Raw genomic sequence first — 15982 nt, 5'->3', positions numbered from 1 at the left:
CTCTAACAGATCACCTTTTTATGCATTAATTCTTTTTGTGCTTGTCAATTGCCTTGATCAGTTCATCTTTGCTCATGTCATGGCGGCCGATAATCTCCAATTTTTTCGCCATTTGCAAGAGTTCGTCCTTTGTTTTACTAGCACTACCATTTTCGGCACTCTTTGGAGTAGATGAACTTTTTGCATGACTTGAGTTCATACTTTTACTTTTGTTGGTGTTGCCTTGCGCCTGTCCTTTGGACGTGCTGCTGGCCGTATGTTTTGCCGTATTCATAATATGTTGATTTATGTATTACTTATTACTTGAACAGCTTCATGACCTCAAACGTTGACCGATTTATTACGTAAATATGCTGTACTTCTACGCCTTTTCAAAGATCATACCTTTCCGAATGCTTTAATCATTGCTTTATTGAACTCAGGAAGATCATCTGGCGTACGGCTGGTTATCAGTCCCTCATCTACAACCACGGCACTGTCTTCCCAATCGGCCCCTGCATTGATCAGGTCCATTTTTATGGCTTCTACCGAAGTCATCTTTTTACCCCGTACGAGATCGGCGTTGATCAGCAGCTGAGGCCCATGGCAGATGGCAGCGATGGGTTTGTCACGTTCCCAGAATGCATTCACCAGTGCAATGGCAGATTTATTAGTCCGTAGTTTATCCGGATTGATTACCCCGCCTGGTAAGAGCAGTGCATCGTATTTATTTTCCTCTGCCTCTTGCAGATTAACATCTATGGGGTAATCGCCTGACCATTCATCACCTTGTTTAGCCCTGACTTTATCTTTTGAGGGGGATATAATATAGGTCTTGGCGCCAGCATTTTCCAATGCTTCTTTTGGACTGCTCAACTCGATCTCTTCAAATCCATCGGCAACGAGTATGGCAATTTTCTTGTCTTTTAGTTTTTCCATGTAATTATATGTTAGTGTATATACATGGAACGGATCTTTCCGTAGGAAAGTTTGTATAAATAGTAATTTATACCGTCTCGTGGCAAACGCTTTGTCCCCAGGTGATGTCCATTGTGTAAACAATCATGATGCATAAAATAGCTGTTTTCCGTACGCTTCAATTGGGTGATATGCTTTGTGCTATGCCAGCTATTGCCACAATGAAGTATAATTATCCGAAGTCGACCTTATACTTTATCGGTCTTCCGCACATGGAACCATTCATAAAGCGCTTTGATTATGTGGACAAATTTGTTGCCTTTCCCGGGCACTGCCTAATATGATCCTTTTGGTGCTATTGCACGTCATGACGGGAATTTCTACGGGCGGCATTAATCTGGCGCTCACCAATATCGGGCTGAAACTTGCACCAAAAACTGATGCCATTATTTATATTACCGTAAAAAATATGGTCGCTTCATTTTTTACGGCCTTGGGACCAGTATTGGGCGGTTTGTTGGTTGACTATTTCGCCACGCGTGAACTACAGATCAGTATCTCCTGGAAAAGCCCTAATCTGCAGTCGGTCGCAAAATTGATTTATTTGCATGAATGGAACTTTCTATTTTTGCTGGCTTCCATACTCGCATTTTTCTCGCTCCGCTGGCTTGGGAAAGTGCAGGAAAAAGGCGAGGTAAGTCACCAATTGGTAAAGCGCATTATGAAAAAACGTTTTCGGGCAGGATTAAAAGAACGGCTTCTTGTAGGGAATATGATCACTTTGCATGCCCAGTTGAAGCAGATCTTAAAACGAAAAGACGCTTCAAAAGGAGATGTAAATTGAGCTGGACCAGAAAGGTTATGTGTCACGCTAGATGTCGATAAGGGCAAAACTGGTTTCATCTCCGTGATGGGCCTTCAACACAGGAACAGCCACGTTATAGATGGGGATGCCTGTGGGCGACTGCGCCTTAAATTTTCCTGCATGGGCATGTCCATGGAAGGCGACATCGACATTCCGGCGCTGAAGTGGTTCCATCAGATGCGTTGAACCTAAAAAAGGATAAATCTCCTTGGGCTCGCCCGCCACGGTATCCGCAATCGGGGCATAATGAAGTAGTGCAACCTTTTTTATATCCGTATGTTCCTGCTCCAGCCTAGCCAGAGCCCGATCCAATAGGAGAGACTCATTAACTGCTTCCTGAACAAAGCTTTTCATGGCTTCCTCGCCAAACATTGAGAGCATATAGCGATCAAAGCCACCGCCAAACCCTTTGACGCCTGCAAAGCCGATATCCTCGACCACAATTGCCTCGCCGTCCAAGACGGTGACTTTATGGTCTGTTAGAATCTGACGGATCTGTTTTTGACGGCCTTTCTCATAGTCATGATTGCCCAGCACCGCGATAACCGGAAGTTTTAAATGCTGCAATTCCGTAACAAGCATTTCGGCTTCTTCTTCATCACCTGTATCTGTCAGATCGCCACATAAGAGCAGGACCTTGGCTTTCTGTGAAATCTCCTCAAATATCGTTTTCCATTTTCCATGCTGGCTCTGATTCATATGGATATCACCTATTGCTGCAATTGTTGTTTTCTTTGCCATTGCTATACTGTTTTTATGGTGTATGATTTATACTCCCATTCTTTGATATCAATTTGATATTGTGTCTGATCAATCAACGGGCCCAAACATACTTTTTCGAGACAGGGGGGGAGTTCATACTGTTGCTGCGCACGTTTGATCAATTCCTCAAATAAATGCCTTGGAATAATATCACGATAATCATGTGGATAAGTAAACTGGAAAATAATCAGCTGTGCGAGTAAGAGATGCCAGTGCTGGTCCATACGCATCAGTAGATGATCCCAGTCGAACTGTTTTCCATAGCGAAGCCACAAATGATTGATATCAGCGCTATCATGACGTTCCCTATTCTGCACATATAATTTGCACCAGACAAGTTCCTCAGCCGGAACATAGCGCACCTGTGTATCAAATAATATCCCTTCAGGTGCACGTTCATACCAATCCTGTTCCACCGTACAATTATGATTGACACTATCAAATATAATGTCAATAAAATAGGGAGCTTTATGGATTTTGGCAAGCCAACGGACATCGGTCAATTCGGTCTGATAACCATTGGCCGCAAAATGTTTTAGGATATTCGGATATTCACTGCTCTTGCAAAAAATATCCAGATCCTTGGTGGGACGAATAATCCCCGTATAATGAAACATCGCCAGCGCACCACCAACCAAAAATGGGCTGCCACTTGTGTGCAAAAGCTGTAGTGTATCCTGGAAGAATGCGATGCACTCCTCAGGGGGATTATCAAGATCTATCATAGTATCGTTTTTACCTTAAACAGCTATTTAATCTAGGTAGTTTGGATTTGGATCGTGAAAAGGTATTCCCCACATATGAGGTGAGTATAAGTACTTGATTTCCATTTACGCAAACTGTTTTAACGCTGAATGATGTTCTATTAAGAGCAAGATGAACTGTTTTAAAAAATAAATAGCGAGATAAACAGCTTTCTTTTTGCTTATTGAACAAATTAAAACTAAACAAAAAAATAATGGAAAGTTTATTTGGCATGGGCGAGGAGCTCAACATGGTTCAGATGGGCGTGCGCGCCTTTATGATGTTTATCGTTGCCCTGCTTTTAGTTCGTTTGGGGGGTATCAGAATATTGGGTAGAAAATCAGACGTCGATTTTGTCATTATTATTGTGTTAGGTGCGGTATTAGCACGGGGCATTGTGGGTGCTTCACCCTTTATGTCAACGGTATTTGCCGGTTTCGTGATGATTATTGTGAATAAAGTACTGGCGCAAGTTTCGACCCGCCTTCCTTATTTAGGGAATCTTGTTAAAGGGAAACCAGTAGTATTGTATAAAAACGATCAGATTCAATGGGACCAGATGGATCGCTTAGGAGTCAGCCGAACAGATTTGCTGACCAGTTTGCGTTTGGAAACCCACAGTAAACATCTCGACGAGGTTGATATTGCGCTCATGGAACCTAATGGCCGCATTAGTTTCACATTGAAATCAAAAGTATAGCATTTTATTCTAAAGTAACAGTTATGAAAACGAAAAAATCCTATTCCTTCTTATACCGGAATGGTTTAAGTCTGGTATTCTTAATGCTCTTTATTTTTGCACTTGGCATGCAATTTTTTACAGGTTGGAAGGTACATAACGAGGAACTACAAGAAGCCCACCAAGCTCCTATGGCATTATTTCCCTATCTCAACACAGGGCATTTTATTTCGGCCACTTTTGAAAATTTTGAAAGTGAATTTTTGCAGATGGCGCTTTATGTCATGCTCACAGTTGGACTAAGGCAATGGGGATCTGCCGAATCCAAAAAGCTGGATGAACCTGAGGCGGTGGACCGAGAACCCATACCCAGACCTGATGCTCCCTATCCGGTACGGAAGGGAGGATGGTTGTTGCGCATGTACAGTTCTTCGTTATTTATTTGCTTTGCTTTGCTTTTTTTGATCAGTTGGGCAGTACATTTCTACGGTAGCTGGCGCCAACACAATTTGGAACAGCAACTTGATGGTTTACCGCCCCATGCTGCATTGGCTTATCTACTGATGCCTGAGTTTTGGTTTGAAACCTTTCAAAATTGGCAGAGTGAATTTTTATCCGTATTATCAATCGTATTCTTTACCATCTATCTCAGACAAAAGGGATCGCCAGAATCTAAACCTGTGGACGCACCGCATGCGCAAACCGGAAAGGACTGATCTGTTAAAGCTATAAAAATTATCGACAAGATCTCAACCCACAGAGGCACTGCATCTGCGGAAATGGAAAGGTCTGGTCTCTTAATGATTCAAAAAATATCAACTATAAATTGGACATAATGAAAAGATCAAAATTAATGATAAGCGTTCTTAGTATAGCACTTTTACTGAGTGCGTGTCAGGAGAGAACGAATAAAAATGCCAATGAAACGATGACCACGACAGATACCTTAAAGACAAACCACGGTGTTCCGCTAGATAATATCCATCGTAGCCGTCCTGCGGATACACTTCGTGACAGCACGTCTATAGGACAAGGTGTTCCTTTGGATAATCTTGACCGTGATAAGAAAGGAGAATAAGCGTGGAATACAGATTGATTTACGATGGTATTGGCAGGTCGGCTTGGGCTGGTAGCTGGAAATTGGCGTAAGATATCAATAGAACATGGGATATTTTGTAATTTCCAGAAAACGTAGTACTACGTGTTATTGTTGATACTACCTAAAGTAGAAGTTCGAAGAACTTTTCCTTTTTCTATAGCGTTCAACATCCAAATAGTTTACACTTAAACAATTGCACATGAAAAAGATCAGTTTTTTAGTCGTATTACTTCTTGGATTATGGGGATGCGACAATAGTAGCAACAAAGGAACGGACGCAAATGTTTCTTATGATTCATCCATGACACCTGATGATGGGCGGACGGATCCGGCAGGTGGCGATACGCTCGCTTCGGACAGTACCGACAGTTTGCAAAGGCAGCCATCCCCAGCAAAACCTGAATAGCGAAACCTTCACCTGCTTATGGCTGCAAGAATAATTATATCAAACTACACCATTAAGAGGCTTGGTAGCTTAGTCTATCTGAGCCTCTTTTGTGCATTGCTATACGGACAAACTCCTGATTTGAGTAGGACAGTTATAGACTCAACAAGTCTAAGGGACTCTTTACCGGAGACCCCGCTCGCGACAGTAAGGAATTATGTGCAACAGTGGCGTGCACAGCTGAATCGATATTACACCGAACTGGATAGCGTTAAACGTATCCTTGCCTGGCAACGACAGGAACATAGTCAAACCCTTCCGGGTCATCGATAATAAAGCCAGCCCTGTAGATTTTCTAATTCATCAGGCTTACTCAGATCAACAATCGTATTAAGTGCCAATTCGAGCGATTGTAGACTATCGGCATTGAGTTCATATAAGGGATAGAATATAGCGTGTTCGTTGGGCATATCGACATTTCCCTGTAACCATTTGTAGCCTTCAGCATGCAGATTATCGATTAATGTATCGGTGATCGCATTTAAATAGCGCATCATTTTCTGGATCCACATACGCTCATCGTCAAGGTGATCAGGGTAATATTCTTGTGTAAAATCCAGAACCAACTGTTCACCTTCATCATTCATTCCTTCCCGTATCATGGCAAGACCCATGCTACGAACTTCTTCTTGGTAGTAATCGTCAGCATAACGGAAATGAATTTCTCCGGCAATGGGACTGGCTTCAATTTTCGCCCGTAAAGCCATCTGTCTGTTTAAAAGTTCGTGGATATAATCAAATGCTTGTTCCATAAGTATTTTATTTAAAGGAGGAGGACAAAGCCTATTGCTTTGCCCTCTCCAATGGAAAGTTGGAGTAATACAATATTATTTTAAACCTGGTTTCGGTATTTTTGATTTTGCCGGATTGGGCACGCTAGGCCCCATATTTTTTAGCGTATCTTTTGGCGTGTTATTGTCTGCAGGTTGCATATTCTTGATTTGATCGAGATGCTTTTGAAAAGCTGGAATTTTATCGGTTGCAAATTTGCGCAGATCAGCATCTGTAGTTGCGGTACCAGTGCTCGCGTCTTTAAATAGTGTAATGGCGTCTTGGTGGCTTGTGGCCATCAGATCAACGTAGGTCCGATCAAAGTTGGCTGGATCAGCATTGTTCAGCTGATCGATCAATTGGCTATAGTTTTGGTTATCGGGTGTGCTTAATTGCCAGTTTTTATTTTTCACCAATGTAGCCAGTTCGTTGCCGGCTGCTGTATGGTCATCAACGATCATCTGTGCATATTGTTTAATATTTTGATCCTGCGACTTGGTCAACGCAATATTTGCAGCCTGGATTTCAAAGTTATTGCTTGCTGTCGCCTTGCTTGCAAAGTCAATATCCCCAGCCTGTGTCTGGTTTTGAGTGCTGTCCTGTGCCTGGATCACCATGCTCCAGGCCATAATGGCTATACATAAGCCAATGATTCTTAAAACGATTTTCATAATACAATTATTTAATATTAACGATTCTTTCTGTTTCGGGTACCGCTTTTTCGATGCCTATAATTAATGATAATGTAAGTGGCAACCAGAATAAAGACGATACCTATAATTATTGAAGTAAACATAAGCGCTTCCTATAATGGTTCATTTTCTTTAGGAACATGGTTCAATAGCTTAGCGTTTTGAAAACCATAATTTTACGTATTTAAAACAAAACTTGATACTGATACGCAATTCCATAGTAGAAGTGCGTTATCCATAGAAAAACAGTTGTCTACTTATAGCAATCGACTTTATGAACAACCGATAAAAAGTGCGGGATAATTAGTCTAAAAACTTTTTTGAGCGTAATGTTGTTTTTGTAAAAAATAATTTAATCATACTTAAACTACAAATTGATAGCTATGGCACAGTTACTTTTAGTAGACGACCACGCGTTGGTACGTTCAGGTTTCCGATTAATTTTAGAGGCTCAAGAGGATATAACTGTAATTGCAGAGGCAGAAAATGGTAAAGATGCCCTTGAGTATCTCGCCCGAGCCACTCAGCCGGACCTTATTCTTACTGATATCCATATGGATATAATGGATGGAATACAATTTATTAAGACGGTAAAAATGCGCTTCCCGGAAATAAAACTTGTTATATTGACAATGGATGCCAGTTTTCATCTTGCATCTGAAGCTTTCAGTATGGGTGCTGATGGTTACTTGCTTAAAAGTTCACATGTTGACGAAATTTTATTTGGTCTTAAACAGGTCCAACGGGGAGAGCGTTATATCAGTTCGGCACTCGCTTTTCAACTGATAGACTATTCTGCCTCACATATTCCCGAAGAAGTAAATAGAGATGATGTTATGGCAAGATATGAGCTTTCTGATCGCGAAATTTTAGTTTTGGAACGAATCGCAGAAGGGTATACCAATGCTGAAATAGCGGATCAAATATTTTTAAGTAAGCGTACCGTAGAGGGACATCGACAACAGCTGTTGGAAAAAACCAGTTCCAGAAATACGGCCGGATTGATCCGATTTGGATTTAAAACCAAACTTTTGAATTAATAAATTATTCTTCCATATAGTTTAATAAAACAGAGACATGGGCTAATATTGGTTATAAATATTAGCCCATTTGCACCTTTTCATGCTAAATTGTTGTTTCATTTAAGTCCGAAGGTGGATTCCGAGGTTCCAAAGGAACACCTTCAGCATCATTCGCTTCTTCGTCAATTTCCTGTTCATCTAATTCAGGAATTTCTTCCCCTTCATCTAGGTCTAGTTCTTCTTCGGAGTCCAAATCATCCTGATTAATTTCTGGTTTATCGTTTGGATCATTTTCAGGCAATTCTTCCTCGGGTCGCTCTGGGATATCAGCCGGAAAATCTTCTGGACCGACCTGGCTTATCACAGTAAATGCAACAATCAGTATGCCTTGATACTGTTTATGCGCTGATTGAATTTTATTCATCTTTTTTTGTTTTTAGTTCATCTAATAAACATGTGCAGTATCGATATAGTTAGAAGAATTAGTACTCATTCCGAACCGGTTTTTACTTAAATATAATGCACTTTATGCAATACGTTTTCATCGCGTCGATAACGTGTTTTTACTTTTTATGCTGGATATATGCGTGTTTTGGCGATTTCGAGGCTGGCGGATGAACGAATAAACTCTTGCCTCTCTTTATTTAACGAACCGCTCTTTGAGCATAAACATATAAATATTATGGCAACAGTAACCGCGATTTGACAGCACTTGCCGATACAAATCTGAACTCAAAGGCGGAATAAGCATAAAACAAAAAGATTTAGAAATTTTTAAATAATCACTAAACACAGATATTATGGCATTAACAACAGGAAACGAAGGTGAAATCACCAAAAAAATCGAAGAACAAACTTCTAAAATTCCCTCCACGCTATTTTTAGGCGCTGCACTACTTTCTATGGGCGTATCAGCCGCTTTAAAATGTATGATGCACGATAAGACAGCCTTGTTTGTAGGGCAATGGGCAGCGCCATTTCTATTATTAGGCATCTATAATAAAATTGTAAAAACGGAGGGACACGATTAGTTCTGACATTAAAAGAGAAAATTAGCATTCAATAGCTATTGGGCTCAACCAAGTTGAGCCCTTTTTTATACAAAATGATAAAATAAGGAAGATAAAAAATGCTCAGATTTATGGGGCTGCTGGTGGCGGTGGTCAACCCTAAAGGCAATATCCCCAGCCCTGGGGATTATTGTTGTTTTTTGTTCCGGTCACTTTCATTTCTTTTTTGACGGAATTTACTCTTAAAGTCATGATTTTCTTGAGCTGCATCAATAGAGTGGGTACAGGTTAGGTCACTTTCTTCAAGGGCAAGTTTGGCAATATGCGCATAAAATTTAGCGAGTTGATCCAACTCTGCCTCGCTCAGATCCTCTAGACTTACCATTCGGTTGCTCGTCCCTTCATGAGAAGCAATCAGCTCATTGAGTTTTAAATGAATTGCCTTGGAATCTTTATTCTGTGATTTTTGAATCAGAAATACCATGAGAAAGGTAATAATTGTTGTACCTGTATTGATAACTAGTTGCCAGGTCTCGGAGTAATCAAAGATGGGGCCGCTGACCGCCCAGACAACAACAGTGGATGTAGCCAGAATAAACGCTGCTGAACTTCCGGTTGCATGTGTAGCCCAGTTTGAAAATCGTTCAAACAAATTTTTCTTTTTTTTCATGTTTTCTAATTTTTATTGGGACAATAGTGCTGATCAATTTGTTTCGTAAACAGTCTGCTAAATTCTGTAGAGCAGAATTATTTAGTTTGTAAATCGATAATAACTACAGTCAAAGCCTGAGACACACGCTATATAATTTGACGTAGAGGTTTAACCTGCATACTGACAATTGAGGTGCGTATTGGCTGAGAAATCGTAAATACGATAGCTCTGGCGATATCTTCGGCGAACAGCATCTCCATGGTTTCAATTTTTTTGCGCTGCTCGTCAGGGGGGTAGGGTTGCATATCTGTTCCAACAGCACCCGGTTCAATCAAGGAAATCTGTATACCTTTCGGATTCGCTTCTTTGCGTAACGATTCTGTAAAGGCCTGGATACCACCTTTGGTACATACATAAACCGAACTTTGCGCCTCGCGTATATCTGCACTCATGGATCCTACATTGACGATATGTCCTGATCCCCTGGGTTCCATCCGATACAAGGCTGCCTGAGCACAAGCAAGGTACGCGAGGACGTTGGTTCGTAAAATGTAAGCCTGATCGTTATAACTACCATCTTTGACAGATTGAAAAGCGATAGCGGCATTATTAATAAGGATATCCAGCCGGTCATACATGCTGTCAAATTTTTTGAAAAGTTCCTGTATGCCTTCTTCGGTGGCTAAATCTATGACTATTCCTGTCAGTGAACCTCCAACATTCAATTTATCAAAATCACGCAAGGTATCCTCGAGTTGCTGTTCATGATGCCCACATATAAAAACGTCGTTACCCAAGGCTGCTAAAAGAAGTGCGGTGGCGCGTCCAATACCAGTAGTACCACCAGTGACCATTATTTTTTTATTCTTTATCCAAGTAGGGATAATGGAATTTACATAGTCGTTGAGATTATCTGTCATCACTTTTATTTTTTGTTTTCTGTTTCGAGAAGAACAATGCCTGAAATTGGATCGTTTGATTTGGTAGCGGATGACGTATTTCTTCCTTTTTTTAAGTATTTAATCGTAAAACGATTAGCTCTAGGGCTGGTTCTTTTCGTACAAATCATAATTAGTTATATCACCAAAGACCGGGAACTAGTTTCCCAGCCTTTAAACTGCATCCAATATGAAACGTGACGGTAGTAACAACAGCTTTTGGCAGACGATTGATGGGCAAAATTTTCCAACAGATTTCAGCGATTTGGAATTTGATACAATTATAGTTGGGGCGGGTATCACGGGTGTGACGCTCGCCAAGGAACTACAGGATACGGGTTTCAAATGTTTGCTTCTGGACAAGGAAAACCCTGGTTTCGGTACCACGGGTGGAACAACGGCTCATATCAATAATTTTTACGACGCGCATACTTTCAGCCCATCAACAATTGGGTGTAAAAACTACGCCAAGCAGTACTCTTCCTTTCAACCTGCCTTTTATAAAAGCTATCCGGATTGAGGGACAAGCACAATTTCATCCATTGAAATATTTACTCGGAATCTTAGATGCCTTTAGAAAAGGCGGCGGAGCAATCTTGACAAATCAGTCAATTGTCGATTATCAACATCACGATGACAAAATCACATTGAAAACGAGTGATAGACACATTTTTACAGCAAAAAATATCGTTTGGGCTACCCATATACCCCCCGGAAAAAATAGGTTTGACTTGTTGGTAGCGCCCTATCGGAGTTACGTGCTTACAGTGAAACTCTTACAGGAACCACAAATGCTTGCGCAGACAGCAGATTTGTATGACCCTTATCATTACTTTAGATATCACAGTGATGGCGACAAGTACTATCTTATTGCAGGTGGCTTCGACCATAAAACAGGGGATGAAAAAGATACCGAGCAGCATTTTGTTGACCTCAAAGCGTTAGTGGACAAACAATTTCAATACGAAGAAGTCGTTGCACAATGGTCATCACAGTATTATGTTTCAGCTGATGGTCTACCCTTTATAGGCCGCATGCCTAGCGAACATAACATCTATATCGCGACGGGGTACGGCGGAAATGGCATGACTTTCGGATCAATGGCGTCTCTAATTATTCCAGACTTACTACAGGGCAAAGAAACACCCTTATCCAAATTGTTATCTCCAGCCCGTATCAAGCCAATCGCGAGTGCTAAGAGTTTACTATCGGAGGGATGGAGTGCCGCTCAACATTTTGTTATGGATAAATTCGCAATAGACAAGATAAACGAATTTAAAGATATACATCCGGAGGAGGGCAGGATCGTGAATTACGACGGCAAAACCTTTGCTGCTTACCGAGATAAGCAAGGGGCGTTACACTGTGTTAGTTCAATTTGCCCCCATATGGGTTGTACAGTAAGCTGGAACGCCTCGGAAAGATCCTGGGATTGTCCCTGCCATGGATCCCGTTTTGATATCGATGGTAAGTTATTAAATGGCCCTGCTATATCAGGACTCTTGCGTGTAAACAAATAACCACTTATTGCTAAGCAGCAATAATGTGCATTTATGTAAGTTTTCTTTAAGTCTGTAGTTGCGTTCTATACATACTTGGCGTAATCCCTTTGATGGATTTAAAAATCTTGTTGAAATTAGAAAGACTGTTGAATCCACAGGCAAAGGCAATATTCGTTATCTGCAATTTGTTTTCAGCAATCAGTCGACATGATTCGCTGATACGTACTTCATTGACAAATTCCACAAAGGTCTTTTGTGTACGGGACTTAAAATACCGACAGAAGGAATGCTTGGACATATTTGCTAAAGTTGCAGCCTCATCCAACGAAATCTCTTTTGTAAAGTTATTGAATACAAACTTAAAGATTCGGTCAATTTTATCATTGTCCATCGAACTGTAATTATGTGTATACCCCGGACTGGAAAGACATTCATATTCATCAGTAGTAATTAGCAAGTCGATAATTTCAAGAAGTAAAATAGTTTTTTGAATACCATAATCGAGATGGATCATCTGTTCCAGTTTACCTTTCAGTTGTTCTTTTGTCTTGCCCTGAAATAAGAGGCCCCGTTTAGATGCGGTAAGAAATGTCTCTATTTTATGTGTTTTGAAAAGATGCCCTAACACCTCGACCATTAATTCAGGTTCGATATAAAGCGCCATAGAACGCGATACCTGTACAGAATCCTTATCCATGCTATCGTTATGCCATACATGTGGCAGATCGGGTCCTAAAAAAGTCAATTCATCCGTTAAATAGCTGTCTATACTGTCACCTATAATTCGTTTACCTTCACTTTGCACAATGTAAGTCATCTGGCAAGCACGATGAAAATGGAATTCAGTGGAAAAAGACGGCTGACAAACCTCCTTTGTTGCGAATGTCTCGATCTCTGATCCCGCTAATATTTTCGTGAAAACGGGTTTCATTTACTTGGTTATTTTTGTTTAAAGGAATTTAAATATAGCCTATTTTGTCATAATTATAAAACACTAATCCAAATACCGTTAATATAGTGTCAGTATTGAGCAATCTAAGTGAAGTTTTATTGTTTTGCCTGTCGTAGTTTAGCACTATGTCTAGCGGAGTATTGACAACAAGAATACCTAAATATGATGAAGATACTGAAAAAACGATTTCCCTTTAAGCGCTTTGTATTGATTGGTTTAATAGCCTTACTCGCTTTTGGTTGCACACAAGAAAAAAAACGTGCTGCAGTAAAGCGTTATGCTTCAATTACTGGTTTAAAAGCTGAAAAACTATCCTACTATAAAAAGCTACATGCGGAAGCCTGGCCAGCAGTGCTGCAAAAAATCAAAGAATGTCATATTCAGAATTACTCTATTTTTCTGAAAGAGATAGCCGGCGAGTATTATCTCTTCAGTTATTTTGAGTATACAGGAACAGATTTTTCCTCGGATATGCAACGAATGGCTGCCGATGCCGAGACACAGCGCTGGTGGAAAGAAACTGATCCTTGTCAAAACCCGCTTCCGGAGGCAAAAGAAAAAAGTGCCATCTGGTCCGATATGACAGAGGTTTTTCATACCGATTAGCCCAAAATATCGAAATAAGAACCTAAAATAAATTAATGATGAAAAAGCGTGTATTTTTTAATTTAACCCTATGCTTATTGGTATCTAAAGTCTTCGCTCAGACGAAAGCGATCGTGCCAACAGCTGCCGATAAACTCAATAGATTTCAGCAGGAGCAGATCGACAGAAGGTATGGCATGTTTATACATTTTGGTATAAATACATTCCATGATCAAGAATGGACAGATGGGTCAAAACCAACGAGTTCATATGCCCCGACAACGATCGACGCCAAACAATGGGTCGCTACAGCTAAAGCAGCGGGAATGAAATATATCATACTGGTATCTAAGCATCACGATGGTTTCTGTTTATGGGATAGTAAATATACGACTTACGATGTAGCTAGTTCAGCGAATAAGACCAATGTAGTGAAAGCTTTGGCCAAGGAATGTCGGGCACAGGGAATACGCTTGGGACTTTATTATTCGCTATGGGACCGCAAGCAGAATGGTGATGTCAAAGACAGAAAGGCTGATCAAGCCTATAATACCTATATGCTGAACCAATTGAACGAATTGCTCGATATGACCAAGAAGTATACAGATATTGTTGAACTCTGGTTAGATGGTGGCTGGGAAAAGGAGAATTACAGGTGGCCGGCACAAGAGATCTATACTTTGGTCAAAAGTAAGGTTCCGCAATGTCAGATCGGTATCAACTGGAGTATTGGTAGTCCCGAAAACGCAGATAAGCATACTGTACTCCCCAAAGAGCAACAGGATTTATTTCCGATACGTTATTTCCCGAGCGATTTCCGTCTAGGAGATCCGTATTTGCCTGTCGTGCCAGATCCCAAACTTTTTACCGCGCAAGGAAATACGTATTACATGCCTTTTGAGACCACAGTGGTACTCGGGGAGCGCTGGTTTTACAATACGACCGACAAAAAATATAAGACACTAGCGGAACTGGAAGAGATCTACCGAACAGCAACGGCGCAGGATAATATCCTGATCTTAAACGTCGGCCCAAATAGGAATGGACGTATCAAAGAGACGGATGTTGATCTGCTACTCAGACTAAAGGAAAAATTGAAACTACAATAGATCTATCCAAAAATTTTAAAACCAACGAAACAGAATGATTATAAATTACGATATACAGGACCGCCGATTTCCTTTAGGTACCGGAGCAGGGAGTGATGCTGTACACAAAGATCCTATATATTCCTATGCCGTCACACGGTTGAAAGATCACAGAGGACGTATAGGAACCGGACTAGCTTTTACGATAGGTGCGGGAAATGAATTGGTCTGTCGGGCAGCATCTTTTTACGCCGAACGCCTCAAAGGAATGCCGATCGAAGAACTCATGGCAAATTTCGGTACGATATTCAACACCTTGAGCAATGAACAGCAATTCCGATGGCTGGGGCCACATAAAGGTATTGTACATCTGGCATTAGCGTCTGTCACAAATGCCTGCTTTGATTTATGGGCAAAAACGCGTGATGTTCCGCTTTGGAAACTGTTAATAGATCTCTCTCCCGAAGAAATTGTCAATACACTGGATCTTTCCTACCTGGAAGATGAACTTACGCGGGAAGAGGCCATTGCGTTAATTGCTGAAAATTGGCAAAACCGGCAAGAAAGAATTCATATAATCGAAAAGGGGTATACCGGTTACGATACCTCTGTCGGTTGGTTTAACTATTCTGATGAACAGGTTCGCGAAAACTGTAAACGCGCAATCGCCAATGGTTTTACAGCCATGAAACTGAAAGTGGGCAGTGAAGATCCGCTCCGTGATATCAGAAGAGCACATATTGTTCGGGAGGTCGCAGGGGATCAGGCTACTGTGATGTTGGATGCGAACCAACAGTGGACTTTACCACGAGCGTTGGCAATATGTCAGGAACTTAAAACGATGAATCCTTATTGGGTGGAGGAACCCACTCATCCCGATGATATTTTTGCACATAAAATACTGACCGATACCATTGCGCCGATAAAGATCGCCATGGGTGAACATGTACCCAACCGCATTGTGTTCAAAAATTACCTGCAATTGGGTGCTGCTGGTTTTGTACAGGTGGACGCGGTCCGTGTGGGTGGTGTCAGTGAGTTTATAAGTGTCAGTCTCCTTTGCCGCAAATATGGGATTCCGGTAGTCCCACATGTAGGGGACATGGGGCAACTGCACCAGCATTTAGTCCTGTTCAACCACATAAGCCTTGGTCATCAAGCATTGTTCCTTGAACACATCCCGCACCTAAAATCTCATTTTGCACAGCCGGTAAGGATTGAAAATGGTGTTTATCAAACAACAATGGAAGCAGGAAGTAGTTGTGATTTAATATAGCAT

Annotated in this window: 23 protein-coding genes; 13 read left to right on the top strand and 10 right to left on the bottom strand. The window is 41.0% G+C overall.

The window, feature by feature from the left end; translation table 11 throughout:
* Nucleotides 1-25: 25 nt before the first annotated feature.
* Entirely contained in the window at nt 26-274 is a 249-nt protein-coding gene (locus D7322_RS20625) for a Rho termination factor N-terminal domain-containing protein (protein ID WP_121126126.1), read from the bottom strand.
* A 104-nt stretch (nt 275-378) separates the two neighbouring features.
* Nucleotides 379-918, bottom strand: a complete 540-nt coding sequence (locus D7322_RS20620; protein ID WP_121126210.1) for a type 1 glutamine amidotransferase domain-containing protein — start codon at nt 916-918, stop codon at nt 379-381.
* A 319-nt stretch (nt 919-1237) separates the two neighbouring features.
* On the opposite strand from D7322_RS20620, the gene D7322_RS20610 reads away from it, so the two are divergent.
* Nucleotides 1238-1741, top strand: coding sequence for a hypothetical protein (locus D7322_RS20610; RefSeq protein WP_121126124.1), 504 nt, complete (start codon nt 1238-1240; stop codon nt 1739-1741).
* A 27-nt stretch (nt 1742-1768) separates the two neighbouring features.
* Here the strand turns inward: D7322_RS20610 and D7322_RS20605 are convergent, their stop codons facing one another.
* Together D7322_RS20605 and D7322_RS20600 are read right to left on the bottom strand one after the other, a co-directional pair.
* Nucleotides 1769-2503, bottom strand: a complete 735-nt coding sequence (locus D7322_RS20605) for a metallophosphoesterase family protein (RefSeq protein WP_121126123.1) — start codon at nt 2501-2503, stop codon at nt 1769-1771.
* 2 nt (nt 2504-2505) lie between these two features.
* Nucleotides 2506-3249 (bottom strand): hypothetical protein, encoded by a 744-nt coding sequence (locus D7322_RS20600; RefSeq protein ID WP_121126122.1) that lies wholly within the window; start codon nt 3247-3249, stop codon nt 2506-2508.
* Between the two features lie 233 nt (nt 3250-3482).
* Here D7322_RS20600 and D7322_RS20595 point away from each other — a divergent pair, with 233 nt between their 5' ends.
* The 5 genes from D7322_RS20595 (at nt 3483) to D7322_RS28350 (ending at nt 5764) form a co-directional block, all read left to right on the top strand.
* Nucleotides 3483-3968 (top strand): DUF421 domain-containing protein, encoded by a 486-nt coding sequence (locus D7322_RS20595; RefSeq protein WP_121126121.1) that lies wholly within the window; start codon nt 3483-3485, stop codon nt 3966-3968.
* Between the two features lie 23 nt (nt 3969-3991).
* Nucleotides 3992-4663 carry a DUF6766 family protein gene (locus tag D7322_RS20590; protein WP_121126120.1) on the top strand — a complete coding sequence of 224 codons (672 nt, stop codon included), beginning with the start codon at nt 3992-3994 and terminating at the stop codon, nt 4661-4663.
* Nucleotides 4664-4782: 119 nt separating this feature from the next.
* Nucleotides 4783-5025, top strand: coding sequence for a membrane lipoprotein lipid attachment site-containing protein (locus D7322_RS20585; protein WP_121126119.1), 243 nt, complete (start codon nt 4783-4785; stop codon nt 5023-5025).
* A 220-nt stretch (nt 5026-5245) separates the two neighbouring features.
* Nucleotides 5246-5452, top strand: a complete 207-nt coding sequence (locus D7322_RS20580) for a hypothetical protein (RefSeq protein ID WP_121126118.1) — start codon at nt 5246-5248, stop codon at nt 5450-5452.
* Nucleotides 5453-5470: 18 nt separating this feature from the next.
* Nucleotides 5471-5764, top strand: a complete 294-nt coding sequence (locus D7322_RS28350) for a hypothetical protein (RefSeq protein ID WP_147430505.1) — start codon at nt 5471-5473, stop codon at nt 5762-5764.
* On the opposite strand, the gene D7322_RS20575 is transcribed toward D7322_RS28350, so the two are convergent.
* Entirely contained in the window at nt 5755-6243 is a 489-nt protein-coding gene (locus D7322_RS20575; RefSeq protein WP_121126117.1) for a hypothetical protein, read from the bottom strand. The genes D7322_RS28350 and D7322_RS20575 overlap by 10 nt on opposite strands.
* 75 nt (nt 6244-6318) lie before the next feature.
* Complete coding sequence (locus D7322_RS20570; protein WP_121126116.1) at nt 6319-6933, bottom strand: DUF4142 domain-containing protein; 615 nt, start codon at nt 6931-6933, stop codon at nt 6319-6321.
* 404 nt (nt 6934-7337) lie between these two features.
* Between D7322_RS20570 and D7322_RS20565 the strand changes: the two genes are divergently transcribed.
* On the top strand, nt 7338-7994 hold the full coding sequence (locus D7322_RS20565; protein WP_121126115.1) for a response regulator: 657 nt from the start codon (nt 7338-7340) through the stop codon (nt 7992-7994).
* 85 nt (nt 7995-8079) lie between these two features.
* Here the strand turns inward: D7322_RS20565 and D7322_RS20560 are convergent, their stop codons facing one another.
* Entirely contained in the window at nt 8080-8400 is a 321-nt protein-coding gene (locus tag D7322_RS20560; RefSeq protein WP_121126114.1) for a hypothetical protein, read from the bottom strand.
* A gap of 376 nt (nt 8401-8776) precedes the next feature.
* On the opposite strand from D7322_RS20560, the gene D7322_RS20555 reads away from it, so the two are divergent.
* Nucleotides 8777-9007: a hypothetical protein gene (locus tag D7322_RS20555; RefSeq protein ID WP_121126113.1), complete on the top strand. Its 231-nt coding sequence runs from the start codon at nt 8777-8779 to the stop codon at nt 9005-9007.
* Nucleotides 9008-9173: 166 nt separating this feature from the next.
* Here the strand turns inward: D7322_RS20555 and D7322_RS20550 are convergent, their stop codons facing one another.
* Both D7322_RS20550 and D7322_RS20545 read right to left on the bottom strand, forming a co-directional pair.
* A complete protein-coding gene (locus D7322_RS20550; protein ID WP_121126112.1) occupies nt 9174-9656 on the bottom strand; it encodes a low affinity iron permease family protein in 483 nt (160 codons plus the stop codon).
* A gap of 128 nt (nt 9657-9784) precedes the next feature.
* Complete coding sequence (locus tag D7322_RS20545; RefSeq protein WP_121126111.1) at nt 9785-10558, bottom strand: SDR family oxidoreductase; 774 nt, start codon at nt 10556-10558, stop codon at nt 9785-9787.
* Nucleotides 10559-10766: 208 nt separating this feature from the next.
* Between D7322_RS20545 and D7322_RS20535 the strand changes: the two genes are divergently transcribed.
* Entirely contained in the window at nt 10767-11096 is a 330-nt protein-coding gene (locus tag D7322_RS20535) for an FAD-dependent oxidoreductase (RefSeq protein ID WP_121126109.1), read from the top strand.
* A 22-nt stretch (nt 11097-11118) separates the two neighbouring features.
* The gene (locus D7322_RS20530) at nt 11119-12096 is read left to right on the top strand and encodes an FAD-dependent oxidoreductase (RefSeq protein ID WP_147430504.1); all 978 of its coding nucleotides are present in this window, start codon (nt 11119-11121) and stop codon (nt 12094-12096) included.
* A 46-nt stretch (nt 12097-12142) separates the two neighbouring features.
* On the opposite strand, the gene D7322_RS20525 is transcribed toward D7322_RS20530, so the two are convergent.
* On the bottom strand, nt 12143-13009 hold the full coding sequence (locus tag D7322_RS20525) for an AraC family transcriptional regulator (RefSeq protein WP_121126107.1): 867 nt from the start codon (nt 13007-13009) through the stop codon (nt 12143-12145).
* Nucleotides 13010-13192: 183 nt separating this feature from the next.
* Between D7322_RS20525 and D7322_RS20520 the strand changes: the two genes are divergently transcribed.
* Genes D7322_RS20520 through D7322_RS20510 form a run of 3 tightly spaced genes read left to right on the top strand, consistent with a single transcriptional unit; the run spans nt 13193 to nt 15979 of the window.
* Nucleotides 13193-13636 carry an L-rhamnose mutarotase gene (locus D7322_RS20520; protein ID WP_245971398.1) on the top strand — a complete coding sequence of 148 codons (444 nt, stop codon included), beginning with the start codon at nt 13193-13195 and terminating at the stop codon, nt 13634-13636.
* A gap of 35 nt (nt 13637-13671) precedes the next feature.
* On the top strand, nt 13672-14724 hold the full coding sequence (locus D7322_RS20515; protein WP_220700139.1) for an alpha-L-fucosidase: 1053 nt from the start codon (nt 13672-13674) through the stop codon (nt 14722-14724).
* A 34-nt stretch (nt 14725-14758) separates the two neighbouring features.
* Entirely contained in the window at nt 14759-15979 is a 1221-nt protein-coding gene (locus D7322_RS20510) for an enolase C-terminal domain-like protein (RefSeq protein WP_121126104.1), read from the top strand.
* Nucleotides 15980-15982: the final 3 nt, after the last annotated feature.

The organism is Sphingobacterium puteale (assembly GCF_003627955.1).
Classification (GTDB): Bacteria; Bacteroidota; Bacteroidia; order Sphingobacteriales; family Sphingobacteriaceae; genus Sphingobacterium; species Sphingobacterium puteale.
The sequence above is the reverse complement of the archived record's forward strand: the minus strand, read 5'-3'. Positions and strand labels throughout refer to the sequence as shown.

Bases quoted from the DNA above. Each gene is read 5' to 3' on its own strand.
- D7322_RS20625 (WP_121126126.1), bottom strand. From the start codon at position 274: ATGAATACGGCAAAACATACGGCCAGCAGCACGTCCAAAGGACAGGCG.
- D7322_RS20620 (WP_121126210.1), bottom strand. From the start codon at position 918: ATGGAAAAACTAAAAGACAAGAAAATTGCCATACTCGTTGCCGATGGA.
- D7322_RS20610 (WP_121126124.1), top strand. From the start codon at position 1,238: ATGATCCTTTTGGTGCTATTGCACGTCATGACGGGAATTTCTACGGGC.
- D7322_RS20605 (WP_121126123.1), bottom strand. From the start codon at position 2,503: ATGGCAAAGAAAACAACAATTGCAGCAATAGGTGATATCCATATGAAT.
- D7322_RS20600 (WP_121126122.1), bottom strand. From the start codon at position 3,249: ATGATAGATCTTGATAATCCCCCTGAGGAGTGCATCGCATTCTTCCAG.
- D7322_RS20595 (WP_121126121.1), top strand. From the start codon at position 3,483: ATGGAAAGTTTATTTGGCATGGGCGAGGAGCTCAACATGGTTCAGATG.
- D7322_RS20590 (WP_121126120.1), top strand. From the start codon at position 3,992: ATGAAAACGAAAAAATCCTATTCCTTCTTATACCGGAATGGTTTAAGT.
- D7322_RS20585 (WP_121126119.1), top strand. From the start codon at position 4,783: ATGAAAAGATCAAAATTAATGATAAGCGTTCTTAGTATAGCACTTTTA.
- D7322_RS20580 (WP_121126118.1), top strand. From the start codon at position 5,246: ATGAAAAAGATCAGTTTTTTAGTCGTATTACTTCTTGGATTATGGGGA.
- D7322_RS28350 (WP_147430505.1), top strand. From the start codon at position 5,471: ATGGCTGCAAGAATAATTATATCAAACTACACCATTAAGAGGCTTGGT.
- D7322_RS20575 (WP_121126117.1), bottom strand. From the start codon at position 6,243: ATGGAACAAGCATTTGATTATATCCACGAACTTTTAAACAGACAGATG.
- D7322_RS20570 (WP_121126116.1), bottom strand. From the start codon at position 6,933: ATGAAAATCGTTTTAAGAATCATTGGCTTATGTATAGCCATTATGGCC.
- D7322_RS20565 (WP_121126115.1), top strand. From the start codon at position 7,338: ATGGCACAGTTACTTTTAGTAGACGACCACGCGTTGGTACGTTCAGGT.
- D7322_RS20560 (WP_121126114.1), bottom strand. From the start codon at position 8,400: ATGAATAAAATTCAATCAGCGCATAAACAGTATCAAGGCATACTGATT.
- D7322_RS20555 (WP_121126113.1), top strand. From the start codon at position 8,777: ATGGCATTAACAACAGGAAACGAAGGTGAAATCACCAAAAAAATCGAA.
- D7322_RS20550 (WP_121126112.1), bottom strand. From the start codon at position 9,656: ATGAAAAAAAAGAAAAATTTGTTTGAACGATTTTCAAACTGGGCTACA.
- D7322_RS20545 (WP_121126111.1), bottom strand. From the start codon at position 10,558: ATGACAGATAATCTCAACGACTATGTAAATTCCATTATCCCTACTTGG.
- D7322_RS20535 (WP_121126109.1), top strand. From the start codon at position 10,767: ATGAAACGTGACGGTAGTAACAACAGCTTTTGGCAGACGATTGATGGG.
- D7322_RS20525 (WP_121126107.1), bottom strand. From the start codon at position 13,009: ATGAAACCCGTTTTCACGAAAATATTAGCGGGATCAGAGATCGAGACA.
- D7322_RS20520 (WP_245971398.1), top strand. From the start codon at position 13,193: ATGATGAAGATACTGAAAAAACGATTTCCCTTTAAGCGCTTTGTATTG.
- D7322_RS20515 (WP_220700139.1), top strand. From the start codon at position 13,672: ATGATGAAAAAGCGTGTATTTTTTAATTTAACCCTATGCTTATTGGTA.
- D7322_RS20510 (WP_121126104.1), top strand. From the start codon at position 14,759: ATGATTATAAATTACGATATACAGGACCGCCGATTTCCTTTAGGTACC.